This is a genomic window from Fuerstiella sp., from assembly GCA_022447225.1.
In the GTDB taxonomy this organism is placed as follows: Bacteria; Planctomycetota; Planctomycetia; order Planctomycetales; family Planctomycetaceae; genus S139-18.
In genome coordinates this window covers 700,133-724,558 of the sequence record JAKVAZ010000006.1, presented here as the reverse complement: position 1 = coordinate 724,558, position 24,426 = coordinate 700,133, and the positions used below count along the sequence as shown (strand labels likewise).

At 53.7% G+C, this 24,426-nt stretch carries 16 protein-coding genes; 3 read left to right on the top strand and 13 right to left on the bottom strand.

The annotated features are described in order from the left end of the window. Positions 1-121 precede the first annotated feature (121 nt). Positions 122-1,252, top strand: coding sequence for a hypothetical protein (locus MK110_07245; protein ID MCH2211080.1), 1,131 nt, complete (start codon positions 122-124; stop codon positions 1,250-1,252). 486 nt (positions 1,253-1,738) lie between these two features. Here the strand turns inward: MK110_07245 and MK110_07240 are convergent, their stop codons facing one another. The 4 genes from MK110_07240 to MK110_07225 form a co-directional block, all read right to left on the bottom strand. Continuing rightward, a complete protein-coding gene (locus MK110_07240) occupies positions 1,739-3,502 on the bottom strand; it encodes a hypothetical protein (GenBank protein ID MCH2211079.1) in 1,764 nt (587 codons plus the stop codon). 121 nt (positions 3,503-3,623) lie between these two features. After that, complete coding sequence (locus tag MK110_07235) at positions 3,624-5,291, bottom strand: ABC transporter permease (protein MCH2211078.1); 1,668 nt, start codon at positions 5,289-5,291, stop codon at positions 3,624-3,626. Then, positions 5,288-6,298, bottom strand: a complete 1,011-nt coding sequence (locus MK110_07230) for an ABC transporter ATP-binding protein (protein MCH2211077.1) — start codon at positions 6,296-6,298, stop codon at positions 5,288-5,290. The genes MK110_07235 and MK110_07230 overlap by 4 nt, the downstream gene beginning before the upstream one ends. A gap of 165 nt (positions 6,299-6,463) precedes the next feature. Beyond that, the gene (locus MK110_07225; protein ID MCH2211076.1) at positions 6,464-8,935 is read right to left on the bottom strand and encodes a hypothetical protein; all 2,472 of its coding nucleotides are present in this window, start codon (positions 8,933-8,935) and stop codon (positions 6,464-6,466) included. A gap of 882 nt (positions 8,936-9,817) precedes the next feature. Here MK110_07225 and MK110_07220 point away from each other — a divergent pair. Further along, positions 9,818-13,087 (top strand): DUF1592 domain-containing protein, encoded by a 3,270-nt coding sequence (locus tag MK110_07220; protein MCH2211075.1) that lies wholly within the window; start codon positions 9,818-9,820, stop codon positions 13,085-13,087. Between the two features lie 67 nt (positions 13,088-13,154). Continuing rightward, positions 13,155-14,447, top strand: a complete 1,293-nt coding sequence (locus MK110_07215) for a DUF1552 domain-containing protein (GenBank protein ID MCH2211074.1) — start codon at positions 13,155-13,157, stop codon at positions 14,445-14,447. A gap of 122 nt (positions 14,448-14,569) precedes the next feature. Here MK110_07215 and MK110_07210 read toward each other — a convergent pair whose 3' ends face one another. From MK110_07210 to MK110_07170, 9 genes are all read right to left on the bottom strand, one after another. Further along, positions 14,570-16,225 carry a hypothetical protein gene (locus MK110_07210; GenBank protein ID MCH2211073.1) on the bottom strand — a complete coding sequence of 552 codons (1,656 nt, stop codon included), beginning with the start codon at positions 16,223-16,225 and terminating at the stop codon, positions 14,570-14,572. Between the two features lie 167 nt (positions 16,226-16,392). Continuing rightward, on the bottom strand, positions 16,393-17,076 hold the full coding sequence (nth, locus tag MK110_07205; GenBank protein MCH2211072.1) for an endonuclease III: 684 nt from the start codon (positions 17,074-17,076) through the stop codon (positions 16,393-16,395). Between the two features lie 259 nt (positions 17,077-17,335). Then, the gene (locus MK110_07200; GenBank protein MCH2211071.1) at positions 17,336-17,635 is read right to left on the bottom strand and encodes a nucleotide pyrophosphohydrolase; all 300 of its coding nucleotides are present in this window, start codon (positions 17,633-17,635) and stop codon (positions 17,336-17,338) included. A gap of 226 nt (positions 17,636-17,861) precedes the next feature. Next, positions 17,862-18,389: a type 1 glutamine amidotransferase gene (locus MK110_07195; GenBank protein MCH2211070.1), complete on the bottom strand. Its 528-nt coding sequence runs from the start codon at positions 18,387-18,389 to the stop codon at positions 17,862-17,864. Between the two features lie 166 nt (positions 18,390-18,555). Next, a complete protein-coding gene (locus tag MK110_07190) occupies positions 18,556-19,476 on the bottom strand; it encodes a response regulator (GenBank protein ID MCH2211069.1) in 921 nt (306 codons plus the stop codon). 315 nt (positions 19,477-19,791) lie between these two features. Continuing rightward, positions 19,792-21,429: a hypothetical protein gene (locus MK110_07185; protein MCH2211068.1), complete on the bottom strand. Its 1,638-nt coding sequence runs from the start codon at positions 21,427-21,429 to the stop codon at positions 19,792-19,794. A 152-nt stretch (positions 21,430-21,581) separates the two neighbouring features. Continuing rightward, a complete protein-coding gene (locus tag MK110_07180) occupies positions 21,582-22,526 on the bottom strand; it encodes an aldo/keto reductase (protein MCH2211067.1) in 945 nt (314 codons plus the stop codon). 188 nt (positions 22,527-22,714) lie between these two features. After that, positions 22,715-23,722, bottom strand: a complete 1,008-nt coding sequence (locus MK110_07175; GenBank protein MCH2211066.1) for an NAD-dependent epimerase/dehydratase family protein — start codon at positions 23,720-23,722, stop codon at positions 22,715-22,717. A gap of 76 nt (positions 23,723-23,798) precedes the next feature. After that, positions 23,799-24,359 (bottom strand): hypothetical protein, encoded by a 561-nt coding sequence (locus MK110_07170; GenBank protein MCH2211065.1) that lies wholly within the window; start codon positions 24,357-24,359, stop codon positions 23,799-23,801. Positions 24,360-24,426 lie beyond the last annotated feature (67 nt).

Sequence of the window (24,426 nt, the reverse complement as noted above, 5' to 3'; positions counted from 1 at the left end):
GCCCAGAAGCCTGCCTGGTGCCGGGATACAGCCTGGCTCACATCGGTCGTCATTGTTGTCGGGAATGGCCCGGCTGCACCTGATATTTGTTAATTCGATCATCACCTGAAAGGAAAGAATTATGCCTGGTTTGCTGGACGATGTGGATCCGCACGGATTGCTGGAATACTCGGTCGTCTATACGGATCGAGCTCTCAACCACATGTCACAGAATTTTCAGCAGGTGATGCTGGATATCTCAGAGACATTGAAAACAGTTTACCATGCGAATGCAGTCGCCGTCGTTCCCGGAAGCGGAACCTTTGGAATGGAAGCAACGGCCAGACAGTTTGCTACCGGAAAAAAATGCCTGGTGATTCGCAATGGTTGGTTTAGTTACCGCTGGACACAGATCTTGGAGATGGGCCAGATCCCGTCGGCTGCGCTTGTGCTGAGCGCTCGTGCAATGGAAGACGGTAAAACCCCTGAATTCGAACCGGCACCGATTGAGGAGGTTGTGAGTACGATCAAAAAGGAACGACCGGAAGTGGTGTTCGCTCCTCATGTGGAAACCTCTGCCGGGATGATCCTTCCCGACGACTATATTCGCCGGGTGGGTGAGGCCGTTCATTCTGTGGGAGGATTGTTCGTTCTCGACTGCATTGCGTCCGGGACTCTTTGGATCGACATGACGGCACTGGAAGTGGACGTACTGATCAGTGCTCCGCAGAAAGGCTGGAGTGGTTCTCCGTGCTGTGCACTGGTCATGATGAGTGAATTGGCACGCCGGAGAGTCAGTGAAACAACGAGCACCAGTTTTGCCTGTGATCTGGGTAAATGGCTGCAAATTATGGAAGCTTATGAAAAAGGCGGACATGCCTATCATGCCACAATGCCCACCGATGCACTGACCATGTTTCGCGGTGTCATGCAGGAGGCGGCTCAGCATGGTTTCGATGCCCTCAAAGAAAAGCAGCAGATACTCGGCGCGCGGATTCGAAAGTTGTTGGTCGACAGAGGATTTAAGAGCGTGGCAGCTGACGGATTCCAGGCACCCGGGGTTGTGGTCAGCTACACTGACGATTCTGACATTCACAACGGCAGCCGGTTTGCGGCATCAGGAATCCAGATTGCCGGAGGGGTCCCCCTGATGTGTAATGAACCCGAGGGATTCCGGACTTTTCGAGTGGGGCTGTTCGGGCTGGATAAACTCAACCATATTGATCGTACGGCGGAAAATTTTGAGAAAGCTCTGGTGAAAATTTGTGAATGACCAGAACAGAACACCGTTCCGAACAATTGATCAGCGGGATTGACGGGTCCGGGCCGTCAGCTGTAAATTCGAAACGGCCGCTTTTTTGTCATGGATTCTCCAGTCCGGTAAAAGCGTTCAGCTGTTTTTCCCGAGACATTAAGGCGGATCTGATTTCATGTGGGCTTCTTGGGGCCTTCAACACGACTTCATGCTCCACCAGGTGGCGTCAGGCGTTTTGTAAAGACCAGTCACCTGAGGATTTTGTCGAAGTGAGCATAGAGTCTCGATGCGTTCGTGCGTCACTTCGGTGTTGAAACACCAGGGGAATTCGTCTGAGCAAAGACGAAAAATCCCGGTCAGCGATACTGGAATCAACTCGAATTCAGTGATCGCTTTATTGTGTTGCTTAACGGTACTGATGTTTAAACATTCATGACCGTCTGCGTTCCGAAGGTTCAAACACCGCAGAAACCTGCCGGATTTTTTTCGGTCCTGTTTGATCGGTCAAAATGGCGACACCGGAAAGTCGTCGACCGGAACCCGGAGTGATTCCGGTGGCGGAAGCTGTTCCCCCCCCAAATGCGGGAGGGCCCATCGTGCTGTTTCACCGATTAGGGAGTGAGGGCCATCGACCCTGCGAATCCAGAACATTTCCGGAACCGCTGAACGCGCATCCATCCAGACCAGGGCCAGCACGCTCATTCGACGAACAATGGTGCCTTCAGGAATGAGACCGAGATCCCGGATTCGTTTCACCAGTTTCCCGGCAAGGACTTTGTCCGCGTTGCCGGCGTTGAGTTTTCCCAGCGCCCACAACCCGGCGGCGCGGACCTCAAACCGAGGTGAATTCTTGGCGAACTGCTTCTCGAAAAGTGGCTGCAGAGATTTTGAATTTGTGAAACCAGCGTGTTGAAACAGAAAAATCAGCTGCTCATTAAGTCCGGGTCTGTCAGTCATCTCATATCGACGAAGTGTCACTTTGACGACTTCGTCAGCCATTTCTTGGTAAGGCATCATGTGCAGCAGCCATGCGGCGGTGACAAAAATTTCCGGACGATCGTGTTCCAGCAGCCTGAGCCATTCGTTCTGTCTCGTGCGATGTCGGAGCTGACCCAAAAGTACCAGTGATTGTTCCAGTTGCTGCCAGTTACTGTTCGTATCGACCAAAGAATCACCGGCATTGCGCAGAATTGTGTCTCTGAATTCGGGTCTGGAATCCGCCAGTATTTTTAGTGCCCGTCTTGCTGAATTCCGAACACCGATGTGGACATCTGCTGTCAGTCGGTCGAGGTTGTTGCACCTTGCGCTGCTCGGCAGCTCCCTCATGACCTCAACGGAATTCAGACGGATGTTCGAGTCCGGATGCTGGACACCACGATCAAGTTTTTCCAGCAAACGTTGACGGTCCAGTCGCAGCATTGTGGCCCATGCCTGTGACGCAACGGCGTTTGACGTGTCATCACACAACGTGGAAAGTGCATCGAATCCTGCATCGGACCTGCAGTGACCAAGTAACGCACAAGCCAGTAGTCGATCGGGAACGGTTCCCGGGGAGTAGTTGCCGGCCAGGGCAGCGGACTGCAGATGATCAAGCGTTCCCAGTGCCTGTGCTGCGGCGTATCGGACGGAATAGTCGGTCATTTCGTTTTCCAGCAGACGGCGGACCGCTTCCAGGGCAGAGATGTCCTTCAGCTGAGCAAGTCCGTCACACGCCAGTCTGATCAGCGCCCTTGGAAATTTCTCTGAGTTCTCAACACGATTCACCCATGTCGACTTCAGGGCATCTCCCCCCCAGCTGGAAAATGTGGGTTCGATCTTGAGACAAAGGACTTCGCGTTCGGGTACGCATAACTGAGCCACGTCGGCAGCGGATTCGGCCCGGCCGATTGTCGCCAGAGCCGAAGCACTCGCCTGTTTTACAAGTTCGTGGTCGGTATTCAAAAGATGTTTGTGCAATGATTCTGCAGCGTGTGAGATGTCGGCCAGACCCTCACTCTGGATTCTCTCCAGTGACCGAATGACTTTGATCAGAATCTCGTTGTCAGGCGGCGAAACAAGTATTCGCTCATACAGCTTTAGCCTGGCATCCGTCACGAACAGAGTCTCCGCAGGAATTGAGATATTCGGTTCCAGAAACATCCGCTTCGGCAGCTGACGGAATCTGACGATATCGGGAAGCCGCACAACGTCCTGGAAGTCAACAGATTGCTGAGAAACCGCAACGGCAGACCAGAATGTCAGGCAACATCCTGCTGTAACCAGAGGCACGTAAAATCGTCTTGTTGTAAGTGGAAATATTTTCATTCAGGGATCGGTCTTCAGGCCTGGTTCCGTAGATTGCAGAAAAGTGCGAGTACCCGGGATTGGAATTTACAATCAGGATGCAAGTTCAGTCGGGCTCCCACAGTCTCCACATCCTGACATACAGCACCAGAATCAGCAGTCCGCAGATAATGCCGGAGACCATCCACGTTGTGTGTAAGAGGCCGTCGTAGATCTGAAATCCCTCCGTTTCCATTGCGTTGAGTGCTCCGGCCATGGCATTGACAGACAATGTTCCTTGAACAATTGCATGACTAAAGGGTGAATCGCGGTTAATCCAGACCAGCATCGAGCCGCCGTACAGCAGAATCAACAGTCCGTAGGCAACGGTGGTGGCTGCCGCGGTAGACCTACAAAAACTGCTGATGACTGCACTGGTCAGCATGGCGACCATCGCAGTCATTCCCAGTGAAATGATAACCTGTGTGGTCTGAATCTGCAGAACGGGTTTGATCACCATAATGATTCCGTAGCCTGGCAGTGACGCACACAGCACGAGCAGCAAAGTGACTGAAACACTCAGCAGTTTTCCCCACAGAACCCGGAAGGCTCCCAGTGGAGTGGTGCGCAGCATGTCCCAGCCACCGGCTTCGTGTTCCCCTGCAATCATCGCACAGGACAGTCCCGGTGTGAGCGAGATGACCAGTGCAGCCTGTGCCACAATCATGATGCCTCCGACTTTTTCCACTCCCCAGTCCAGCGTGCCCATTGTTGCGGCCAGTGTCAGCAGCAGTGATAACACGACACAGGCGGCCACCATCCGCATCAGCCAGTGCAGACGACCAAACTGACGACTGCGAAACTCTTTCACCATCAATGGATTCAGATACCAGGGGATTCCTGACTTGCGTTTCTGTGGATCCACCAGGAACAAAAATTTCCGAGCGGCACGAACTGAATCGGTACGATCATCCGTGATGAGTCCCTGAGATCGTGAACGATCCATCAGAGAGAAATTCATTCGCTGAATACAGACAAGACTGCCGGCAATGCTCAGCAGCACCGCTGAGACGATATATGAGAGAATGAGGTTCTCTGATTCGATTGCCCCTGTTCCTCCGGGGACGGTATCGCCCACCAGCTGAATCAGAGCCGGGACCGGTGAGAGCTTTCGCAGGTGACCGGCTGTTTCCGCGAAGACGCTGTTGCCACCCTGGAGAAACAAATGGGGGATAGTCGTAACGACCGTCAGACCGAAAGTGGTTCCGTATACCCAGCGCAGCCCGGCTTCGGACGTTCTGGCGATGGTTCCAACCAGGAGTCCGAGTACAATCAGCTGCACGCAGAGTACTCCCGTTAATCCGTAAAGCGCCAGCACGTCACTGGTGAAAGAAAGGGCTCCCATGGCATAACAGCAGGCCATCGGCGGCACTGTGACCATCAGCAGCAGACAGGAAAATCCCAACAGCGAAATCAGCTTCCCGAAGTAAATCTCTGTTCTTTGCAGCGGTGAGTTCAACAGGAGTTCCATGGTTCCTCGCCGGACTTCCCCAATCAGTCCGGTCGCCGGCAGGGCCGGGATGACGAGCACGACAACGACGACCATCGAATACGCCAGACCGCGAAAAACGGCGCGTGCCTGAGAGCCACTCAGATCCGCTGTGGATGTTGACGGCCATTTCAGCAGAACGGTCGCGGAAACCGTCAGTGCGACAGCAACAAACAGCCACAGACTGTAATTCATGCGGAGTAGTGACGGCAACTCGCGACGAATGATGACAGCGCTGCCTTTCATGACTTTTGCTCCGTCGTTTCCACACACGTCGATTCTCCGGCCTGAGATGCACCGGCCTGCTGAGTCACACTAATAAAGATGTCCTCAAGATCTCCCGCCACTTCACGAAACTGAGAAATTCGTGTGCCATTCCGGATGAGTTGCTGCAGCAGGAGAGACAACTGATCATCCGATACGGCGGTTCGGAACCTCACGACTGCTTCTGTTTCGGACGGCGTGACTTCACCACGATCCTCCAGTGCAGATCGAACCTGTGCGGCTACTGACGGAACCTGACCGGCGTCCAGGAGTTCGATTTCCATTGTACGTCGGGGCGACAGTTCGCGGCTGACTTCCTGCAGTGTTCCAAATGCCTTCAGCTGTCCGCCGGCCAGAATTGCCACGCGATCACAAATCCTTGCCAACTCGGGCAGGATGTGGCTGGTGACAATGAGTGTGCGGCCTTCTTCTGCCAGTCTCAGCAGAATTTCCCGCATTTCGATCCGGGCCGTCGGATCAAGTCCGTTTGCCGGCTCGTCCAGGATCAGCACCTCCGGGTTGTGCAGCAGGGTGCGAGCGATTCCGACACGCTGCTGCATTCCGTGACTCAGGTCTTCCACATACCGATCCTGCATCCATGTGGCGTTTGTCAGTTCCAGCACTTCAGCAATCCGCAGTCGTCGCTGTCTGGTGGAAATTCCGAACGCTGCACCGAAGAAGTCAAGATATTCGGTGACGCGCATGTTGTCGTACGAGGCGAACCGGTCGGGCATGTAACCCACCAGTCGTCGCACTTTCTGAGCTTCCCGGGCACAGTCGGCTCCGGCGATATGAGCCGTCCCTGAAGTGGGGCGAGTGAGACCGACAAGGACCCGAATCGTTGTGGTCTTTCCTGCTCCGTTATGTCCGATGAAGCCAAGGATGTCGCCTTTATCGAGCGAGAGGTTCAACTGATCAACAGCCACGAAATCACCAAACCGTTTGGTCAGGTTTTGGATGTTGACAACAGGATTCGGTTCACTACTCACTAAATTTTCCTTTCCGTGATTTATCCGGGGGCGTGCTGCAAAACGACGAGCCATTCTGCGTGGATTTCGGTCCTGAGCTTCCAGCAGATCCGGTCCAGGGCTGTCCGGGGAATTCACTTCTTCTCAAGTGAATGTTGCCTGGCGGACTGAGGCCGCCAGGACGGATTATTCCTTTCGAACGCCGTTCAGAGTCAGCATCATTCGATCAACTTTCCAGTAGTCGTCCCGGTCCCGTGTACTTTCAAAAGAATCAGAAGAGTCCGTTTCGCTGACATCCATTCGAAGATAAACGCTTCCGGTTTTGACAATTGAATTCAGGTGATCCGGTGACAATGCCAGTGGATAGAGTCCGGCAGGACTGTTGAATGTCCGGATGAGTGCAGGATGATCACGAGATCCCATGCTGAGTATTACCGAACGTGAACCGGCATTCAGACGAATGACGAGCGTACCCCCTGTTGCATGGAATGGCCGACAGACCTCCGGAACTTTAAATTCAAGCAGCGTAACACCGGCGACTTCTCTTTGCCTCCACTCCCGATGCGGGTTGCTGTAGGCCTGACTTAACCCTCCCTGATCGTCAAAGACTGTTTGGTACGGCAGCAACGCAGCCGGGATCGTGAAATCTGTGTTGACTGCCGGTGGCTGAAGATCGACCGGCAGGGCCACCAGAACAGAACCGTTCCGGCGCGTTACTTCTTCACCCAGTCTGATCGAAGGATTCACAAGATCAGACCAGTACAGCAGCGACAGCCGATCCGGATACGTCGTCCGGTCCGCCGTTCGAAACAAATCCTTATAAACCGAAGCACGGCGTTTCTGGGTATCCGTGAGGATGGTCCCGGTTACAAACTCGGTGGCAGCGAGTGCATTACCGGGAGACACCCGAAAGTTTCGGTCGGCCTGCATGTGAGCCGACATTCGGTCAGGCGACAGTCCGGCGAGGATCATGTCAGAGGCACTCAGGGCGTCAGAATGATCAATCTGTCCCGAAAGACCGTCCTGGTCAAGCGTCATTTTGAGCATGGGGGGTTGATCCAGTCGTTTCATCGATCGGATGTGGTAATTGCGAACGCCCACGGCCTGTCGCAGATTTCGCCATTCCGATTCGCCGCGATCTGTCCACACCATACGTCGGTAGTAGTTTTCAGAATTGGTGTGCTCCGGTACCAGCAGCGCGAAATCCTTCATCTTCGCATGAACAGCAGAAGGTGTCGGATGATAGACAGACATGACACCGTCGGCGGCCAGAGTTGTCTGGCCCTCAACCACAGATGTGAACAGCTGCTGAATTGCGGTTGACGGAGCGACATTTCGCGAACGAGCACCAACCCGGACCGCCGGAACAGTACAAAACAGTGCCAGAAGCGGGATTGCCCACAACAGCCACGCCGGTCGGGATTTCCAGATGGCTGCGGTTCCGGCCACAGTCAGCAGCGCGACAAACCCCAGCATGACGGTGGCCGCGAATGCACGAGAAGGAACCTCATATCCGATCGATCCGGCTGCTGCCGAACTCAGCCGCTGTTCGCTGACCGGTGAATCCTTTTTCAAATCCCGAAACATTCGATCCGCAATCTGACGGGCACAGGGTAATGACCTTTGGTCGCCATCCATCTGTACAAATGCTTCGGGAGAAATGGTGGTCACAAAGACGGTGCCGTTTCCGAACGGAACTTCAATGACGGCCGGCCAGTCACCGACGGACCAGAGTGTACGACCGCTGCCGGCAATGACCCGTACCTGCCTGACCGGCTCAGAAAATTCCCGAGTGAGTTCGCGTTCCGGATATCGTTGTTTTGACTCGGACTTATTGATTTTCATCTTCACAACATTCGTAGATGTTTCATCAATTCGTGTCAGCGGTAACGTGTCCGCCAGCAGTGCATGAGCAGTCTTCATGCCGGTTTGATCGAGAAACAGCCACATTCGACCGCCGCGCTGAACCCACACACGAACAGCGTCACACGCCTCCGGAAAGTCATGCAAAGTCTGTGATGTGATCAGAAGTTGATCGAGACTTTCCAGAGCTTCGGGATAACCGTCCAGATCCTTCGCGGAGATGGTGAGTTCCATCCTTTCCTGACCGGCTTCATTGCGCAGGACATTTGCGAGGGTCTCGAGTCCGTGACGGTCTCGCGGACTTTCATTGAAAGAAGTCAGCAGCCCGCGATAACCGACGGCGGTCCCATTCCGGGATTCCGGATTGATCACTGTAAAACTGCGGACCACTTCTTCGTCGGAAACTCGCTGAATTTCACCTGAACCACCCGGGTCTTCAAACACCAGATACTCGAAATTAAACACTGGTGCATCGGAATCCGTCATTAACACGGGCCACTGACAGGTACGATGGCATCCTGCCGGAATCACAACCTGCCGACCGTACTGCAGTCCCCTGCTCGATGGTGGAACAACAACGACCAGGACTTCCCTGTCGGTGTCTGATGAGTTGGCAAACGCTGCCTGCATCAGCCCCCATTTCCCTCGCTGCATGCGCTGGTGATCGCTGATGCCTACGTTGACCTGAACATCACTGCCACAGGTCACACCGGACCGTGTCAGGAATATCAGACACGCCAATAAGAGATACTCCGGTCGACCCGGTATTCGTGCAGCCTGAGTCAGAGGAAACATCAAATTGAATCGCTTTCGAACCTCAGGCAGAATGTCGCCCAAACATCAACAGACCACTCGGCTGCTGATTCTTCTGAAATCCGTGTTTCAGATTTTTCATTCGGATATTGGCAGCACCTTATCATCGCTGACGGGAAACGGCCGAGACGGTACAGACATCAGCGTGGTGCAGCAGATAGTATGATCAATCTGATGAGCGGAGTTCTATGTCTTTCTGAGTTTACACGATGAGACCGGGGGGATTCTCACATCTCGACGGGAAATTTCCCACGGTCTTTCACGGATGCCGGTCAGGTTTTCAATTCAGCAACCGTAATCTCATCAACTTCTGAATCAGCTCCTGTACACCTCTTTTGTTTTTCCGGGCGGCCGATCAGCGAACGCCGGAAGCAGGTCTTTGAAACGGGAAAGCGAAGACCGAATTACTGCACAGAAAACGCAGGATTCTCGCGGAACGGACAGTCAGTAGTTTGTCCGGACTGAAAGAGTCCAAACGTTATGCTTAAACTGAAGTTTCAGAAACTGAACTCGATTCCAAAACATTTGGTTCACGAGTTCCTCTGTGTCTTCCTGTCGATTCGTACAGATCGCTGGTCTCTTTGCCCACGTTGTTCGCTGTGACCTCAGTGTCTATACAGGAATCTTCGGCAAGTCGCAGGAGGACAGGTATCCGGACTCACCGAGCGGGCACCGAACCGACTCGCGATTGACTCAATTACTATGTTGAGTGTGTGGAACTGATAAACCGGTTGATCATGTGTATTCAGACAGTTAGCATTTTTGGTCCCGATAAATGAGTAAGGCAAACGTGCACGACAAATACATTGCAGATTGCCGGAAGTAAATATGTGTCTCCCCTGCAAAGTCATACCTCATTTCCACATGGTGCTGCGGTACAGTGCGGTTTGCCTTTTTCTGGTAACGTCATTTGCCGCCGGCGAAGAGAGTTTGTCATTCAGGTCGCTCGCTGAACGCTACCAAAGTGAAGTTCGCCCTCTGATGCAACGATTCTGTCTGGACTGTCACTCTGCCAGACAGCGCGAAGGGGAGTTGGATCTGGAGCAGTTCGGGAAGCTGACGGACGTGCGGCGATCCCCCGAGACGTGGCTGCGGATTGTGGAAATGCTCGATAACGGTGAGATGCCTCCCGACGGTTCCACTCAGCCTTCCGTTCAGGAAAAAATGAAGCTGCGAGGCTGGATTGAAGGTTATCTTCGCACCGAAGCACGGGCCGGTGCCGGTGATCCGGGACGTGTGGTGCTGAGGCGGCTAACGAACGCGGAATACAGGTACACGACTCTTGATCTGACGGGCGTCGACTTAAATCCCGCCCGAGATTTTCCGACCAACAGTGCGGCGGGCGAAGGGTTTACCAATACGGGAATCGCGATGGTGATGTCCCCAGCGATGCTCCAGAAGTATTTTGATGCCGGCACAGAAATCGCTGCACATGCCGTGCTGCTCCCGGACGGATTTCGGTTCTCCCGTCATTCAAGTCGGGACGACTGGAGGAACGAAATTCTGACACAGATTCGGGAGTTTTACAGCCAATTCGTTTCCGCGGAGAAACTTGGGGACTTCCAGAGTAATCTTCGTTTCAGTCTTGGACAGGCGGGGAGCCCGCCACTCGAGAAATATCTTGCGGCGACGCTTGATGAGCGGACAGCAATCACGACAGGGAAGCGGAGTATCGCAACGGTCGCCGGACGGCGCGGTCTGAATGCCAGGTATCTCAACACGCTCTGGTCGAGTCTGACAGAATCGAAGTCCTCACTCATTCTGGACAAACTTCGTTCTCACTGGCGTGGTTCAGGGACCGAGGATGCCGAAGCACTTGTCGCTGAGATCGTCGGTTGGCAGGAGGGACTGTGGACGTTTGGTCCGGTTGGGCTGTATGGAAAGAAGGGGGCTCCGGCACGATGGATGCAACCTGTCAATCCATTGGTCACACAGCAGAATATACGTCTGTCGTTTGAGATATCGGAAACGTCGAACCCTGCGAATCCGGATGAAGAAGAATTGGTGATCTCACTGGTGGTCACCGATGCAGGAGACGGGAATGACCACGACTTCGTTGTATTTCAGCAGCCGAGACTTGTCGTCCAAGGGCAGGCAGATATCTATCTGAAGTCTCTGACCCAGACCGGTCTCGACCCCGGGATGTTCGGCAGCCATCCCGACGGAAGGGCGATCGATACTGCCTCTATCTGTGTTCAGGCACCGTCGGTGGTCAGGTTTCGTCTTCCGGTTGAGTTGGCAACCGGCCGCGAATTTGTCACGACGGCCGTACTGGAGCAGGAAACGGGACTTGAAGGATCTGTACAGGTTTTGCCTTTCAGGCATTCCGTCGGAGATGCACCATCAATCAGGTCCGGACTGGTGACCTGCGAAGTTGACACAGAGTTCACAAAGACGGGTGTTCTGGTCGCAGGGCGTGACCGGAATGTTTCCTTCAGCGGAGCAATTCTTGTCAGTGATAACAGTACTGCCCGTCGGCGGATTGAAACAGCCATGGACGACTACCGCAGCGTGTTCCCGGCAGCACTTTGTTATACCCAGATTGTGCCCGTGGATGAAATTCTCACGATGACACTGTTTCACCGCGAAGATAATCACCTTGTACGGCTGATGCTCGATGAGGAACAGATTGCCCGGCTTGATCGACTGTGGGAAGAACTGCTCTATGTCAGCCACAGTCCGCTGATGCGACTGGATGCGATGGAATTGGTTCTTGAAGTGCTGGCCGGGAACGAGGCTCCGGACTTTAAGGCCCGATACAATTTGTTTAAACCAATGCATGCGCCGTTAGTGAAACGCGCTGCTGAGTTCCGGCAGACACTGGTCCGTCACGAGTCAGTCCAGATTGATGCGCTCATCGACTTTGCCGGCCGCGCATGGCGTCGTCCGTTGACAGACGTGGAAGTCGACAGACTGCGTGAACTGTATCATCAGCTGCGCCGGCAGGACCTTTCACATGACGAAGCGTTTCGGCTGACACTGGCCCGGGTGTTCGTTGCGTCCCCGTTTTTGTACCGGTTCGAAAACGTACCGGCGGGCTCAGGGACCACTGAAGTCTCAGAATGGGAACTCGCCAACCGACTCAGCTATTTCCTGTGGTCGTCGATGCCCGATATGAAGTTGCGGGAAGCGGCGAGAAAAGGACAGCTAGTCCGGAGTCCTCAAACTATCGATACTCCGGGTAATACAGACACATCTTCAGCTTCCGGCAAGACCCACGCTGAATTGCTGCGGCAGACGACTCGCATGCTTTCGGATGCTCGTGTAAGGGGGCTGGCGACGGAGTTTGCCTGTCAGTGGATGGATACCTATCAATTTGGATCGCTCGGCAGAAAAAGCGAGAAATATTTTCCCGAATTTCTCGATATTCGCGGGGATCTGCATGAAGAATCGATTCTGTTTTTTACCGATTTGTTCCGAAACGACGGTTCGCTGTTAAGTCTGCTCGAAGCAGATCACACTTTTGTGAACGAACGGCTGGCCCGGTTCTACGGGATTCCGCAAGTTGAAGGTTCGGCGTGGCGCCGTGTCGATGGGATGCACAAGTACGGACGTGGCGGAATTCTGGGGATGGCAGTGACACTCGCGAAGCATTCGGGTGCGGCACGCACCAGTCCGATTCTGCGCGGCAATTGGGTCAGTGAAGTGTTGCTCGGTGAGAAACTGCCACGTCCGCCAAAGAATGTTCCGCAGCTTGCTGCGACTGTTCCGGAGGGTTTGACCGAGCGTCAGTTGATTGAGCAGCACAGTAGTGATCCGGCCTGCGCCAAGTGTCATGTTCGTATCGACCCGTTCGGATTTGCCCTGGAGAAATTCGATACCGTCGGTCGGCGACGCGGTACTGACGCATTGATCGATGTCCGGACCACTCTGCCTGACGGGACTTCAATCCAGGGGCTTTCCGGACTACGGGATTATCTGCTTAACCGGCGTCGCAACACGTTTGTTTATCAGTTCTGTCGAAAGTTTCTGGGCTATGCGCTCGGTCGGGAAGTGCAGCTTTCTGACGAGCCGTTACTTGAAAAAATGCAGCGGAAGCTCCGGAAAAACGACTATCGAGTCTCCGTCGCTGTGAAAACGATCGTTTTGAGTGATCAATTTCGCAGAATTCGGGGTATGTCGTATAATCGATAGCCGAATGTGGTCAGGCTTTGCCCGGCCTGTCACACACAAATCTGGGTTGCCAACTGGAGTAATTCCCATGGTACATCGCTTCTCTCGTCGAACGTTTCTGCGCGGAACGGGTGTCAGCATGGCGTTGCCGTGGATGGAATCACGTTCGGTGTGGGGAGACGAAGCCACCGGTTCCGCCAGTCAGGCACCGATTCGTCTGGGTGTGCTGTTTTCCGGCAACGGGTTTACGAAGAATGAGTGGACAGCCAGTGGCCAGGGAACTCAGATGGAGCTTGGCCAGGTACTCACACCACTGAACGGTTTTCGAGAAAAGCTGCTGTTCATTCGGGGACTGTACAATGCCGAAGCCCTGAAAGGGGGGATTCACAGTTCACAAACCGGCAATCTGCTTTCCGGGGCACCGCTTTCGTCGGGCGGGGAGATTCGTTCGGGCACCAGCTTCGATCAGCTGATTGCTCAGCGTTACGGACACTCAACTAAGGTGCCAAGTCTGGTTCTTGGATGCGAAAGATCAAATCCGGGGATCCACAAAGACTATTCAATGATCTACAGCTCTCATATTTCCTGGAGCTCTCCAACCGCTCCGACTCCTCTGGAAATCTATCCGGCACTCGCATTCGATCAGTTGTTCAAGGATGAGGTGCAGCGCGGGCAAAGGAGCGTGCTCGATGCGGTACTCACCGAAGCGAAAGGGTTTCGTCAGCAAATCAGTTCCATCGACCGGCGTAAACTCGACGAGTACCTTAACTCAGTGCGTGAAGTGGAAAAGCGTATTGAACAGGCCGGTCGCAGAGGTGAGTTGCAGGGGTGGCGGCCGACGCTCGATAAACCCAACATGCCGAGACCTCCGGAAGGAATTCCACAGACAATTGTGGAGCACATGCGCCTGATGTGTGACATTCTGGTCCTGGCGTTTCAAACCGACACGACTCGCGTTTGTACACTGAAACTTAACAACGATCACAGTGCTCTTCAGTTTCCGCACCTGGGGGTCGAAATCGGACACCATGAACTCTCGCATCGTAACAATGCTAAATGGCTGAAAGTCAATCAGTTCATGCTGGAACAGTTTGGCTATATCGCAGAAAGGCTGGATGCCATTCAGGAAGGTGAGCGTACCGCGCTGGACAATTCCATGTTGATGTACTGTTCCAGCATGATGACCGGAGGTCATGATGCCACGCAACTGCCTGTCGTGCTGCTGGGGGGCGCCGGCGGGCAGCTTCAGGGCGGTCGGGTTCTTGATTATCTGGGCAGGCCGGACAGACAGATGTGTAATCTCTACCTTTCGATGCTCGACAGATACGGCATCCATCTGGATCGGTTTGGTGACTCCACCGAACGATTGATGGACGTATGACGGGGAGTGATCATGCGGATTGTGTTCTGTCGTCTTCCCCGAGATCGATGTACACTGTGGGAACTGTACTGTGTCGGTTGAGTCATGTTCGGCAAACAGTCCGTTTGCTGATCCGCGACTGATCACGGTGAATGTCCCTGTGCGGCGGAACTGTTTCCATTAGGCCTGTTTGCAGTTTTAGATAGCTGTCGGGCCAGATTATGTAGGTGGTCCCGGTACAACTGATCCAGTCTGCTGAACGTGACTCCCGTGATTTGAGACAGGTTGGCCTGCTTCAGCGGATTTCGCGCGTCCGGTCGATACAGCCCAGCCAGGAGGCGAACGAGGTCGTCGCGGTACCGACCGTCGTCGTAGTGCATGAGGAAATGTGTGACTCCGGACGCCTGTGAGTACAACTGCGGGACATTCCGATGTTGCTGAAACTGGTCCTTGCCCAAACGGCAAAACGTATCCAGTGGTACATAAAAATTGTCCCGAAGCAGTCGGTGCTGCGCCGCGAACACTCGAATGTGATCCGGTCTCCCGACAGAAACCGTACCTTCATCAGTGACTTCAAACGATTCAAAATAGCAGGCGAGTCCCTCAATGAGCCAGAACCCCGACCGACCTCCCAGAACCCACTCCTGACGGCGTCGCCGGGTTTTTGACGCAAGTGATCGTGCTGCGGTGAGACGGGCTTTCCGGGTGGGAATGTCAAGAATCTGATGTGTAGCTTCGTGGAACAGCGTGTCCAGACGATCGTGTTCAGTGTTTTTAAAGAAATAACAACGACTGTCCGGCTGCCAGTACAATCCGTTAGTTTCGATTTCTGGGGGGATTTTGTTGCGTACCATTCGGCGGTATTCATCTTTGGACCGGTAGTACCAGACTTCCATCGGTTTTCCCGATGCTGCATTTCTGCGTCGGCGAACGTGGGCTTTTTCGAATCGGGACCGCAGATCTGCGGGTGTGTCGAAGAATGCTGCAAAGTTCTGTCGCAGCCATTCATGGAAAGTTTCCAGTCGCCGTGACAAAAGCACTCCTTCTTCGAGGCTGACATTGGTACGCACATGAAAGTGCTCGGATTCAATTTCCCATGCATTGCGGAAGTCACTGCGGATCAGTTCGTCCTTCTGTTTTGAATGCCAGCTGCCTTTCCACGGACGCATGCCCTCTTCGTAACGCCGCAGGTGTTCCCGGGGAATCCAGCCGAATCGATCGTCCGGAATATGAGGCGTCCGGCCACCTCGCATCTTTGCTTCCCAGACAGAGACCCACTCTCCCGCATAGAAGTCGTCGTCTGTGTAAAAAGGGTCAATGAATTTCTGCTGGCCGAATATGGCTCGTGCGTTGACATGATCCGGGTCGAGCCGCAGCACGTCGTGAATGAGCATATAGGCGATTGACGGCAGACCGGCCCGCAGTGACTTGCGCGCCAGGGTATAAAGCTCTTTGGCTCGTCCTTTCCGCAAGTTCAGCGTTTGTTGTCGCCACTGTCGTTCTGTTTCCGGAACCGCCAAACTCACCGGCGCGGACACCGCCTGAGGCGCACGCGATTCGAGAGCGTCCGGGGTGAGTTCCTGCAGCAGTTGAGTGAGTTCCGTTTCTGCCTGAATCAGACCATTCTCATGACACTTGTCCCTGAGCTGATGCAGCTCGAACTGCAGGTTCTCGAAGACAGTTGATCGCTTCTCCAGAATGTTTCGGTGCCGCCGGTCTGATCCGGACGCCGACTGCGCGTGGCCTGCCGTCAGACCAGCACAAAACAGGATCAGTATCACCATATGTCGAACGAACACTGCAGCACCTGTTGTCGGCCACGATTCTCTTGGTCTGTTGATCTGGGCGTTTCCCCCCCGGGAGTTTACCGACGCCCGAAGATTCGGGGCAAGGTGAACGTTGAATACGATAAGCTTCCGGAGACCGTACGTTCGCCGGAACAGCAGTTTCCGCAGGTTAATCCTGATCAGAGATCTTCGGACAGACCGACTCGCGGACACACAGACAGCAGAACGCATTCGCTGCAGCGAGGTCGACGGGCGATACACGTCTTTCGACCATGAAGAATGATGCGGTGCGAATATTCAATCCATTCTTTCTTTGGAATCACTTCCATCAGATTTCGTTCGATGATGTCGGGATTGTTTGACTTGGTCAGTCCCAGAAGAGCGGAAATACGTTTGACGTGTGTGTCCACCACCACACCCGACGGAATTCCGTACCAGGTTCCCAAAACAACACTGGCTGTCTTACGTCCGACGCCGGGCAGGGCAACCAGATCCTCAATATCCTGCGGGACATTCCCGCCGAAGTTGTCTACCAGCGATTTGGCCATTAATCGGATATTTCCTGCCTTGTTACGAAAGAACCCCAGTGGTTTTACGATTTTTTCAACAGCGGGCTGAGAAGCCCGGGCCAGGCGAACCGCATCCGGATACTTTCGAAACAGCTCCGGTGTCGCCATGTTGACTCGTACGTCGGTGCACTGCGCCGACAGAATCGTGGCCACCAGCAGCTGAAATGCTGATTCATGCTGTAGAGCGCATTCTGCTTCCGGAAATTCTTTCTTCAGTCGGCGAATAACTTTGCGTACTTGCGCCCGGCGTTTTTCGGTGACGTCTTTGTTTGTTGCAGTCGTTCGTCTGGCCATGTTCATTCCGTGTTCATGACATCTGTTGAGGATGAGCATGAGATCATATCGAGTGACATTTTGATGACGAAGTCAGTGGGCTGCCGCAGGGCGCATTTGCGGCCAACAGTCACAATGTGATTCTGCCGTAATCGGACTGCGGTTTTCGTTTGTGGCGATCTGGCCCGGACAGGTTCCCTGTTAAGGAATGGACACCGGGGCGGCATGTACGAATGTTGCTGATTGCCGTGTTTTCCGTTCCTGTATGTGTCACAGACTTCTAAGGCTTTTCCTGGTCGCAACATTCGCACACCATCAGACCACAGCCTGGACATCCGCTCCCATACTTCAGCTCAACGGCTTCAGACAGATTGATGCCGGCCACGTTGGCGATTGTTGCCAGCCATGCCAGAACATCCGCGAACTCTTTGGCGACTTCTTCTTTTGGCGATTCTCTCAGCGCCGCAGCCAGTTCACCAATCTCTTCCATCAGCCACATGAAGGTGCCTTCAACTCCGCGGGCCTCGTCTTTTCGGGAGTACATGCGATCAATGAGTTCCTGAAGTTCGTTCAGTGTCATGTTGAATCCTGTGAAACTGAGAATTGCGGAGCCATCATTCTGCAGGTTACCGTCGAAACGAATCCGCAGGTAACATCGGGAATCGAATCTGTGCCGCCCGCCGCGGTTGAGCAGATTCCTCTTTGAATACAAGGTGGCAAGACTCGATGTGTCGTCAGTTGCACGTGCAAAGAGTGTGATTGTGTTTTGATGAAGCTGACAACGGTGATCTGACGCGATCGCTGCTCTAAAACAGGCGAATGATTTCGCGACAGAAATCGGGAAGATCATCCGGTTTGCGACTGGAAACAAAATGCCGATCGACGATGACGGCGGCGTCTTCAAAGACCGCTCCGGCGTTGATCAAATCATCTTTGATCCCAGGTGAACCTGTCACTCGAACGCCCTCGTAAATTTTTGCTGATATCGGAATCCAGCCGCCGTGGCAAATGGCGGCAACCGGTTTGCCGCCTGCTGCAAACTCGCGAGTGATTCTCAGGACTTCGGGATCGCGGCGGAGTTTGTCCGGCATCCAGCCGCCGGCACAAATCAGGCCGTCAAAATTGTCTGTGCAGGTTCCCGAAATGGCGGCGTCTGAGGTACAGGGATAACCATTTTTTCCCCGATAGCAGATTCCGGCCTCCTGTCCGATCGTTACAAATGAAGCCCCGGCCTCGATCAGACGCAGCTTCGGGTACCACAGTTCCAGATCTTCATAGGCATCACCGACAAAACACAGAAAAGATTTTCCGTCGAGCGGTTTGGAATCAGTCATGGATCAGAGCCTTAGCGGGAGGGACAGATGTTTACAGGAATAATTGACGGATGTTGCTGCCGGTCCAGATCAACTGCTCAGGGCGGATGCGGTTCCGGACTGCCCGATGCTCCATGAATTGTTCAGTGGCCTGAAGAGTACCGCGAAATGGCGGCACATTCAGCGGTCACGACGAGTCAGACTCGGAGACACCGCATTCCCTGAGAGATACACGATGCTTGATCATCGTAATTTGATTCCCCGCGTCGTTGTGTATGACCTCGTCCATGAAATTGCGAATCAGCATCAGGCCACGGCCGTGAGTCCGCAAAAGATTTTCCGGATCCAGCGGGTCGGGCAGCGACGACGGGTCGAATCCTGGCCCCTGATCACTGACGGTGTAACATACTTGGTTTGGTGTCACGCGTGACGTTACCGTGACCCGTCGATCCATCCATGGTTCCTGCCTCGCACGCTGCTGTCCCAGTTTTGTATATGCCGACTCGTCATCTTCACGAAGTTCAGAATCCAGTTCCAGGTTTCCATGGTCGATCGCATTGGTAACGGCCTCCCGCAACGCCACGCTGATTCGTACCATACCGGTGGCATCGCTGTAGTTCATTGTACGTAACTGCTCTTCAAGCTGCGCGATCACCTGACCGGCGAAACGATGATCATTGGGAACGACATAGGTCGACTCTGCTGTGATTAATGCATCCATGACTTTGCTGCGACTGCGCCTCGCTTCGATCCGTTCCATGATTTCAGATACGGAACTGACCAGTGACCGGGACAGTTCGCGTTTCGGGAGATAGCTGGTCGCTCCCTTTCTGAGTGCCTGGACTGCGGTGTCTTCGGTACCGTTGGCAGTCAACAATACAATCGGGATCTCTGAATGGTGTGTTCGAACGAACTCAACAAGTTCCAGACCATCCATCTCCGGCATATTCAGATCGGTGATGATGATGTCCGGCAGAGTCTCTGCAAGTATCGCTGTTGCCTGTTTGCCGTCAGTCGCGATTAATACAGAGTGACCGTCACGCTCCAGCAGCAACCGGATTTGTGTCGCCTGCGTCGCACTATCTTCCGCAATCAGAATTGATGCCACGAAGCGCTCCGTGCGTTTGGGACTGACTGGTCAGAATACAGGTGACAGCCGCGGACGATTTAAACGACAGGAAACGGATGTGACCGGGGGAAGACACATTGTTGCAGACATTCGGCCAGGGCAGTTCATTGTCGCCAGTTCAGAAATGTCACCAACGCATTGACGCGACTGTTGATCTCTGCAATCTCTTCGGCTGTGGTGCCGAGACTGCAGAACTGTATCAACTCTGCCACGACAACCACACCGCTGTCATTCCAAAGCTAAATTACCATATCCGGGCGTCGTACTGAAAAGCTCCGCAGCAAAAATTGTAGACTAGCCGGTCTCCATTCCCGAACCAGTGGAGAAGGCCAGGGCGACCGCACTAATCGTAAACAGGATTGGCATGATGGGCATGACCAGGCTGACAATGGCAAAGATAATCGCCGCGCCAATGCGGAAAGTACCAGAGGCTGCTTTCACGTCTGCTGCAATTTCAATGTCTGTATAGAGTTCCAGCTCAACCTCATTCTTAATTTTTTTTCTGCTCTCTTCATTCAACTCTGACCAGCGTCTGGATGATTCCTCCCAGACGAGCGGGTGGACTCTTGCTTCCGGTGTGGTTCTGCTGAAGTTCAGATCGTGATGCCGCTCAATAACGGCGTAGGCCACTCCGGATTCAGCGACCCACGCGGAATCGTCAATCACGTCATCTGATATTCGTTCAATCATTGCGTCATCGGATGTCCGCCTTACCAGCAGATTATCCATGGACTGCTGGTCCATGACGTCATAGTCCAGCATTAATTGAAGACGTCTCGATTCTTTCTGTTCTGTACGAGTTTCGGACGGGATTTTATTCCATCGACGTTCACCTTCTGCCCAAACAGGTTCTTTGAACTGCTCACGATACGGGACGGGCATTTCATCGAAATCGTCGCTGGTCCATGCTTCTTTGTAGGCTTCTGAATAGATGGTTACCTGAGTGAGAGCCTCGTTTCTCAGCCAGTCCAGGTCCTCGGAAACTTCCTGATGGATTAAATTTGCGATCATACCATCGTCAGAGGTATCGCGATCGATGTTTTGAAGCGTCTGTTCCGGGGTCTCCTCTTCGAACCATTTGGAAAGTTCCGGATCCACAAAATAGGCTCCAACACGTCCGAGGAATATTGCCGGAACAGCAATGGCAACCGCGACGAGTCCCGGTCCCCAGCCATATGTGGTTCCTGACGTTCCGCGAATAGCACCACCGATCAGGCCTGCCGCAACGATAGAGGAACCGTAGATGAGGAATCCTATGCCCGTAAATCCCATGGCTGCCGTGAGTGCGACTGATATTGCTCCGGCAAACAGTCCGGCACCAGTCCATACAAATACGCTTTTCGGCCCTCGACGCGACCGAGGCCGTTTTGACTTGCGTTTTCTCTTCCTGGAGGAGTTGCCTGACTGATCTTCCGTCGTTTGTTTTTTGTTTGCGGTCGGCTCTCTCTCCGGAGAATTCCAATCTGCTCCGTAGTCGTTGTCCAGCCAGCTTTCCTCAGCGTCGTTAGCATACAGTTCATTCGGGAAGTCATCGCTGTAGTCATCGTAGTCGCTGTAGTTGTCATCGAGTTTATACCACTCGTCATCAGCGAATTCCTCTTCAATCGGGGCCGGTGCAGGTTTTACCTTTTGCCGGGAGGAAGAATCTGCCTGCTTCGATGGATTACTGCCTGACAGCGACGTTGACGACGAACGTTTGGATCGTCGTTTCTGTGGAGACGATTTCTCCTCATCTGCAGACCGACCGGATGACTCGGATCGACGGGTGTGCTGCTGTTCTAAATCACCGGAATTTGAAGTTTGTGTTTTCGATGTTCTGGCTTTGAGTGCGGTTCCACACTCCGGACACTTGATCTGCTGCCCCAGCATTCTTTGTTTGAGTCCGAGTTTACGGTCACAGCCAGGACAGCGGATGACAAGGCGTTCCGACATGGATTTGCTCTCACGTATTCGTTTCCATCGGTCCGGCCCGCCACATCTGACAGTCAGATTACCAATACCTGACGGTGATTCAATCCACAATGTTGACATCCATGGAACGAAACCGGTCGGTGGGATCAATCATCGGGCAGGATTCCGAAAATTCAATCAGGTCCCACGGTACTCACCGGCGGAAAACCATGCTGCTCCCGGTGCGTTAATGAATCGTAGTATTGGGTACTCTTAAACAGTTCGTGTCGCCCGTCTGTTGCCTGATCTTTGAACTGATCTCGTATCACGGTCATTTCTTCTTGCGACATCGGTATCAAATTTTGGGCAATGTGCAGGTCCTGTTGCAGGTTGTCGATCGATTCGATCCCGCAAACCAGTGTGCTGATCGGTAGTGACAGGGCATAACCGCGTGCCTGCTGCGGTGTGAGACCTGCTGAAATCATCTGGCCATCGCCGCCAAGGCTTTTCATTCCGATACATCCAATACCTCGACGATTCAGTTCAGGAAGCACTTCGTGCTGAAAGCTGCGGTAGTGGGCGTCCATGACGTTCACCGGCATTTGACAGGTATCCCACTCGAAATTCTGTTTCAGCATGTTTAGCAGGATATGCGGACTCTTGTGCCCGGTGAACCCGATGAACCGCACCTTACCGGCTTTGCGAGCAGCTATCGCGGCTTCCAGTGCGCCATCACGACCGCAGATCCATTCGGGATCATTGTCATAGTTCATTTCATGGAACTGCCACACGTCGATGACGTCTGTTTTTAATCGTCGAAGACTTTCATGCAGGTTTTCTTCGGCTGCAGCGCGGCTGCGTCCACAGACTTTCGTCATCAGGACAACGTTGTCACGGTACCCCTGCAATGCCTTGCCGATTCTCCGTTCGGATTCTCCGCCGTGGTACTCCCAAGCGGTGTCGATAAATGTCACTCCCCTGTCAATCGCGGTGCGAACCAGACGCACTGAAGTCGCTTCATCAATATGGGTCCGACAGAAATGGCCGCCTCCAAAACCAATGACGGACACCTTCAATCCAGTGCTGCCGAGTTCCCGGACCGGGATCCCGGCAGTATTTCGTTCCAACCTGTCATCCATCAGATTCATATTCCTTTGAATTCGACAACAATGTTGAGCGTGCAGTCTGCGGACTTGCGTCTGTTCCGACAATCGAGGGCACCTGTCTGTTCAGGTCATCCGGAAGCACTTTACGGCTGACGGGCCGCACAAGCTGTTGTGCTGCGCTGGCCGGTTTACGGTGCAATTCGGTGATTGAAGCTCAGCCGCTATTTCGGAAGGTTCTGTCGGGTCAGCCAGCCGCGGCGTACCTGATCCGTGAATACCTGCAGAGACTCGTGAATTGCCTGATCCAGCGGTGTACGACGTACACCCGAAAATGTTACCTGAAACAGTTCGTCCTCAAGATCACAAATAAACGGGACTTCGTTCTGACCGATCGTAATCCCGAAATTCTGTGACATTCCGAGGTCGATTGCAGCCTGACGCATCGTCGTGACAATCTCCCGCGTCTCAAGTGTCCGGCCTGGCAGGGTGAACACACCATAGCCGTCGAACGGTTGAGTGACGGCACTCCCAAAGGCAGCACCGACATCCGGAGCATAAAGATAGTCCTGTGGTGAATAAAACGGGATTTCAAACGGCAGTCCGAGTGCCACGCACTTCAATGCCGTGGTAGGACTGGCGGTAAGTCCCGCGTCACGCCCAGGGCCAAACAGTACACCGGGTCTTAAACAAAGAGTTGGGACGTGCGTGTCTTCCCAAAAGTATCGTGAGATCTGTTCACCTGCCAGCTTCCAGGCCCCGTAGACATTAACCGGCATCGGTTCAGCGAGCATCGGCACGCACCCTGACGGATAGGCGGCACGCGGTCCGTAGACCGCAATCGAGCTGGCAAAAATATAACGTTCGAACACCAGTTCGCTGGCCTTCATGGCTTCAATCAGATTTTGTGTACCGCCCAAATTGATCTGAAGTCCAAGGTCGCGGTGCGCATCGCAGTCCGGAGTCTGCAGAGCCGCCAGGTGCACGACACGGCTGATTGCGTGGTCGTTGAGCACGTGTGCCAGACGATCCTGGTCGGTCACATCAACTTCAACAATGGAAAGTCTTGAGCGGTCCACGTCGTGAAAGACACGTTCAGTGCGAACTTCGCTGACTTTGCGACTGCACACGACGACTGTGGCCGTGGTATTCCTGATCAGCCATTTAGTTGTTTCAGAGCCAATACATCCGTATCCGCCGGTGATTAGTATTCTCTGTGGATTTTCTGCCACTTCCTGGTCCTGTCTGTCGCTGAATTGCCGCAATGTTTGATTCGTTAATTGAACTGTCTCTAACAGGTGACGACTCTCACACTGAAACCATTTTTCGGATCACGTTTCCAACCTGGACCGTACCTGCCTGCAACACTCTCGCGTAAACCCCGCGGAGTCTCTGTTCTTTGCCTGGTTCAGAATTCACGAAACTGACAGCATCATCTCCAAATCGCTGAGAGAATTTCCGGCATCCATTGTGAGGGACTTCGGTGACTTCGAGGACCGCCGACCCCACTGAAAGTTGCTGGCCGGGCCGCAGGTTGCCCCGACCCAGATCCAGATCGACGTACAGATTGTCTCCGGCCAGCGGCCAGTGTTCCCGGCCCTGAGCGATCAGCTCGATGGCTCGCGAGTTCATGATCGCAACCTGAACATCGGGATGTGGTCGGCCGTCGGGTAACGACATCCAGCATCCTTCAGCCCAGTTGTCCCCGTGTACTCCGAGTTCCGGGCTGATCTCGCATTCGGTCAATGACGTGCGATCGTCAGACGCCGGTCGAATTACGATTGCCTGCAGAACACCATGATTTGCCGGCGACCGCCGGATTTCAGAAAGGCCATTGTTCAGCTGATCAATCGTTAAATGGGAATTCATGCTGCAGTCCAGACGCTGGGGGCCGTGATTCCTGTACACAGAGGTTCATTCGCATTGACCATGGCAT

Excerpts from the sequence above, each read along its gene's own strand:
- MK110_07180 (MCH2211067.1), bottom strand. The coding sequence starts at position 22,526 with ATGGATGACAGGTTGGAACGAAATACTGCCGGGATCCCGGTCCGGGAA.
- MK110_07235 (MCH2211078.1), bottom strand. The coding sequence starts at position 5,291 with ATGAAAGGCAGCGCTGTCATCATTCGTCGCGAGTTGCCGTCACTACTC.
- MK110_07195 (MCH2211070.1), bottom strand. The coding sequence starts at position 18,389 with ATGACTGATTCCAAACCGCTCGACGGAAAATCTTTTCTGTGTTTTGTC.
- MK110_07245 (MCH2211080.1), top strand. The coding sequence starts at position 122 with ATGCCTGGTTTGCTGGACGATGTGGATCCGCACGGATTGCTGGAATAC.
- MK110_07225 (MCH2211076.1), bottom strand. The coding sequence starts at position 8,935 with ATGTTTCCTCTGACTCAGGCTGCACGAATACCGGGTCGACCGGAGTAT.
- MK110_07200 (MCH2211071.1), bottom strand. The coding sequence starts at position 17,635 with ATGACACTGAACGAACTTCAGGAACTCATTGATCGCATGTACTCCCGA.
- MK110_07170 (MCH2211065.1), bottom strand. The coding sequence starts at position 24,359 with ATGAATTCCCATTTAACGATTGATCAGCTGAACAATGGCCTTTCTGAA.
- nth (MCH2211072.1), bottom strand. The coding sequence starts at position 17,076 with ATGGCCAGACGAACGACTGCAACAAACAAAGACGTCACCGAAAAACGC.
- MK110_07185 (MCH2211068.1), bottom strand. The coding sequence starts at position 21,429 with ATGTCGGAACGCCTTGTCATCCGCTGTCCTGGCTGTGACCGTAAACTC.
- MK110_07220 (MCH2211075.1), top strand. The coding sequence starts at position 9,818 with ATGGTGCTGCGGTACAGTGCGGTTTGCCTTTTTCTGGTAACGTCATTT.
- MK110_07215 (MCH2211074.1), top strand. The coding sequence starts at position 13,155 with ATGGTACATCGCTTCTCTCGTCGAACGTTTCTGCGCGGAACGGGTGTC.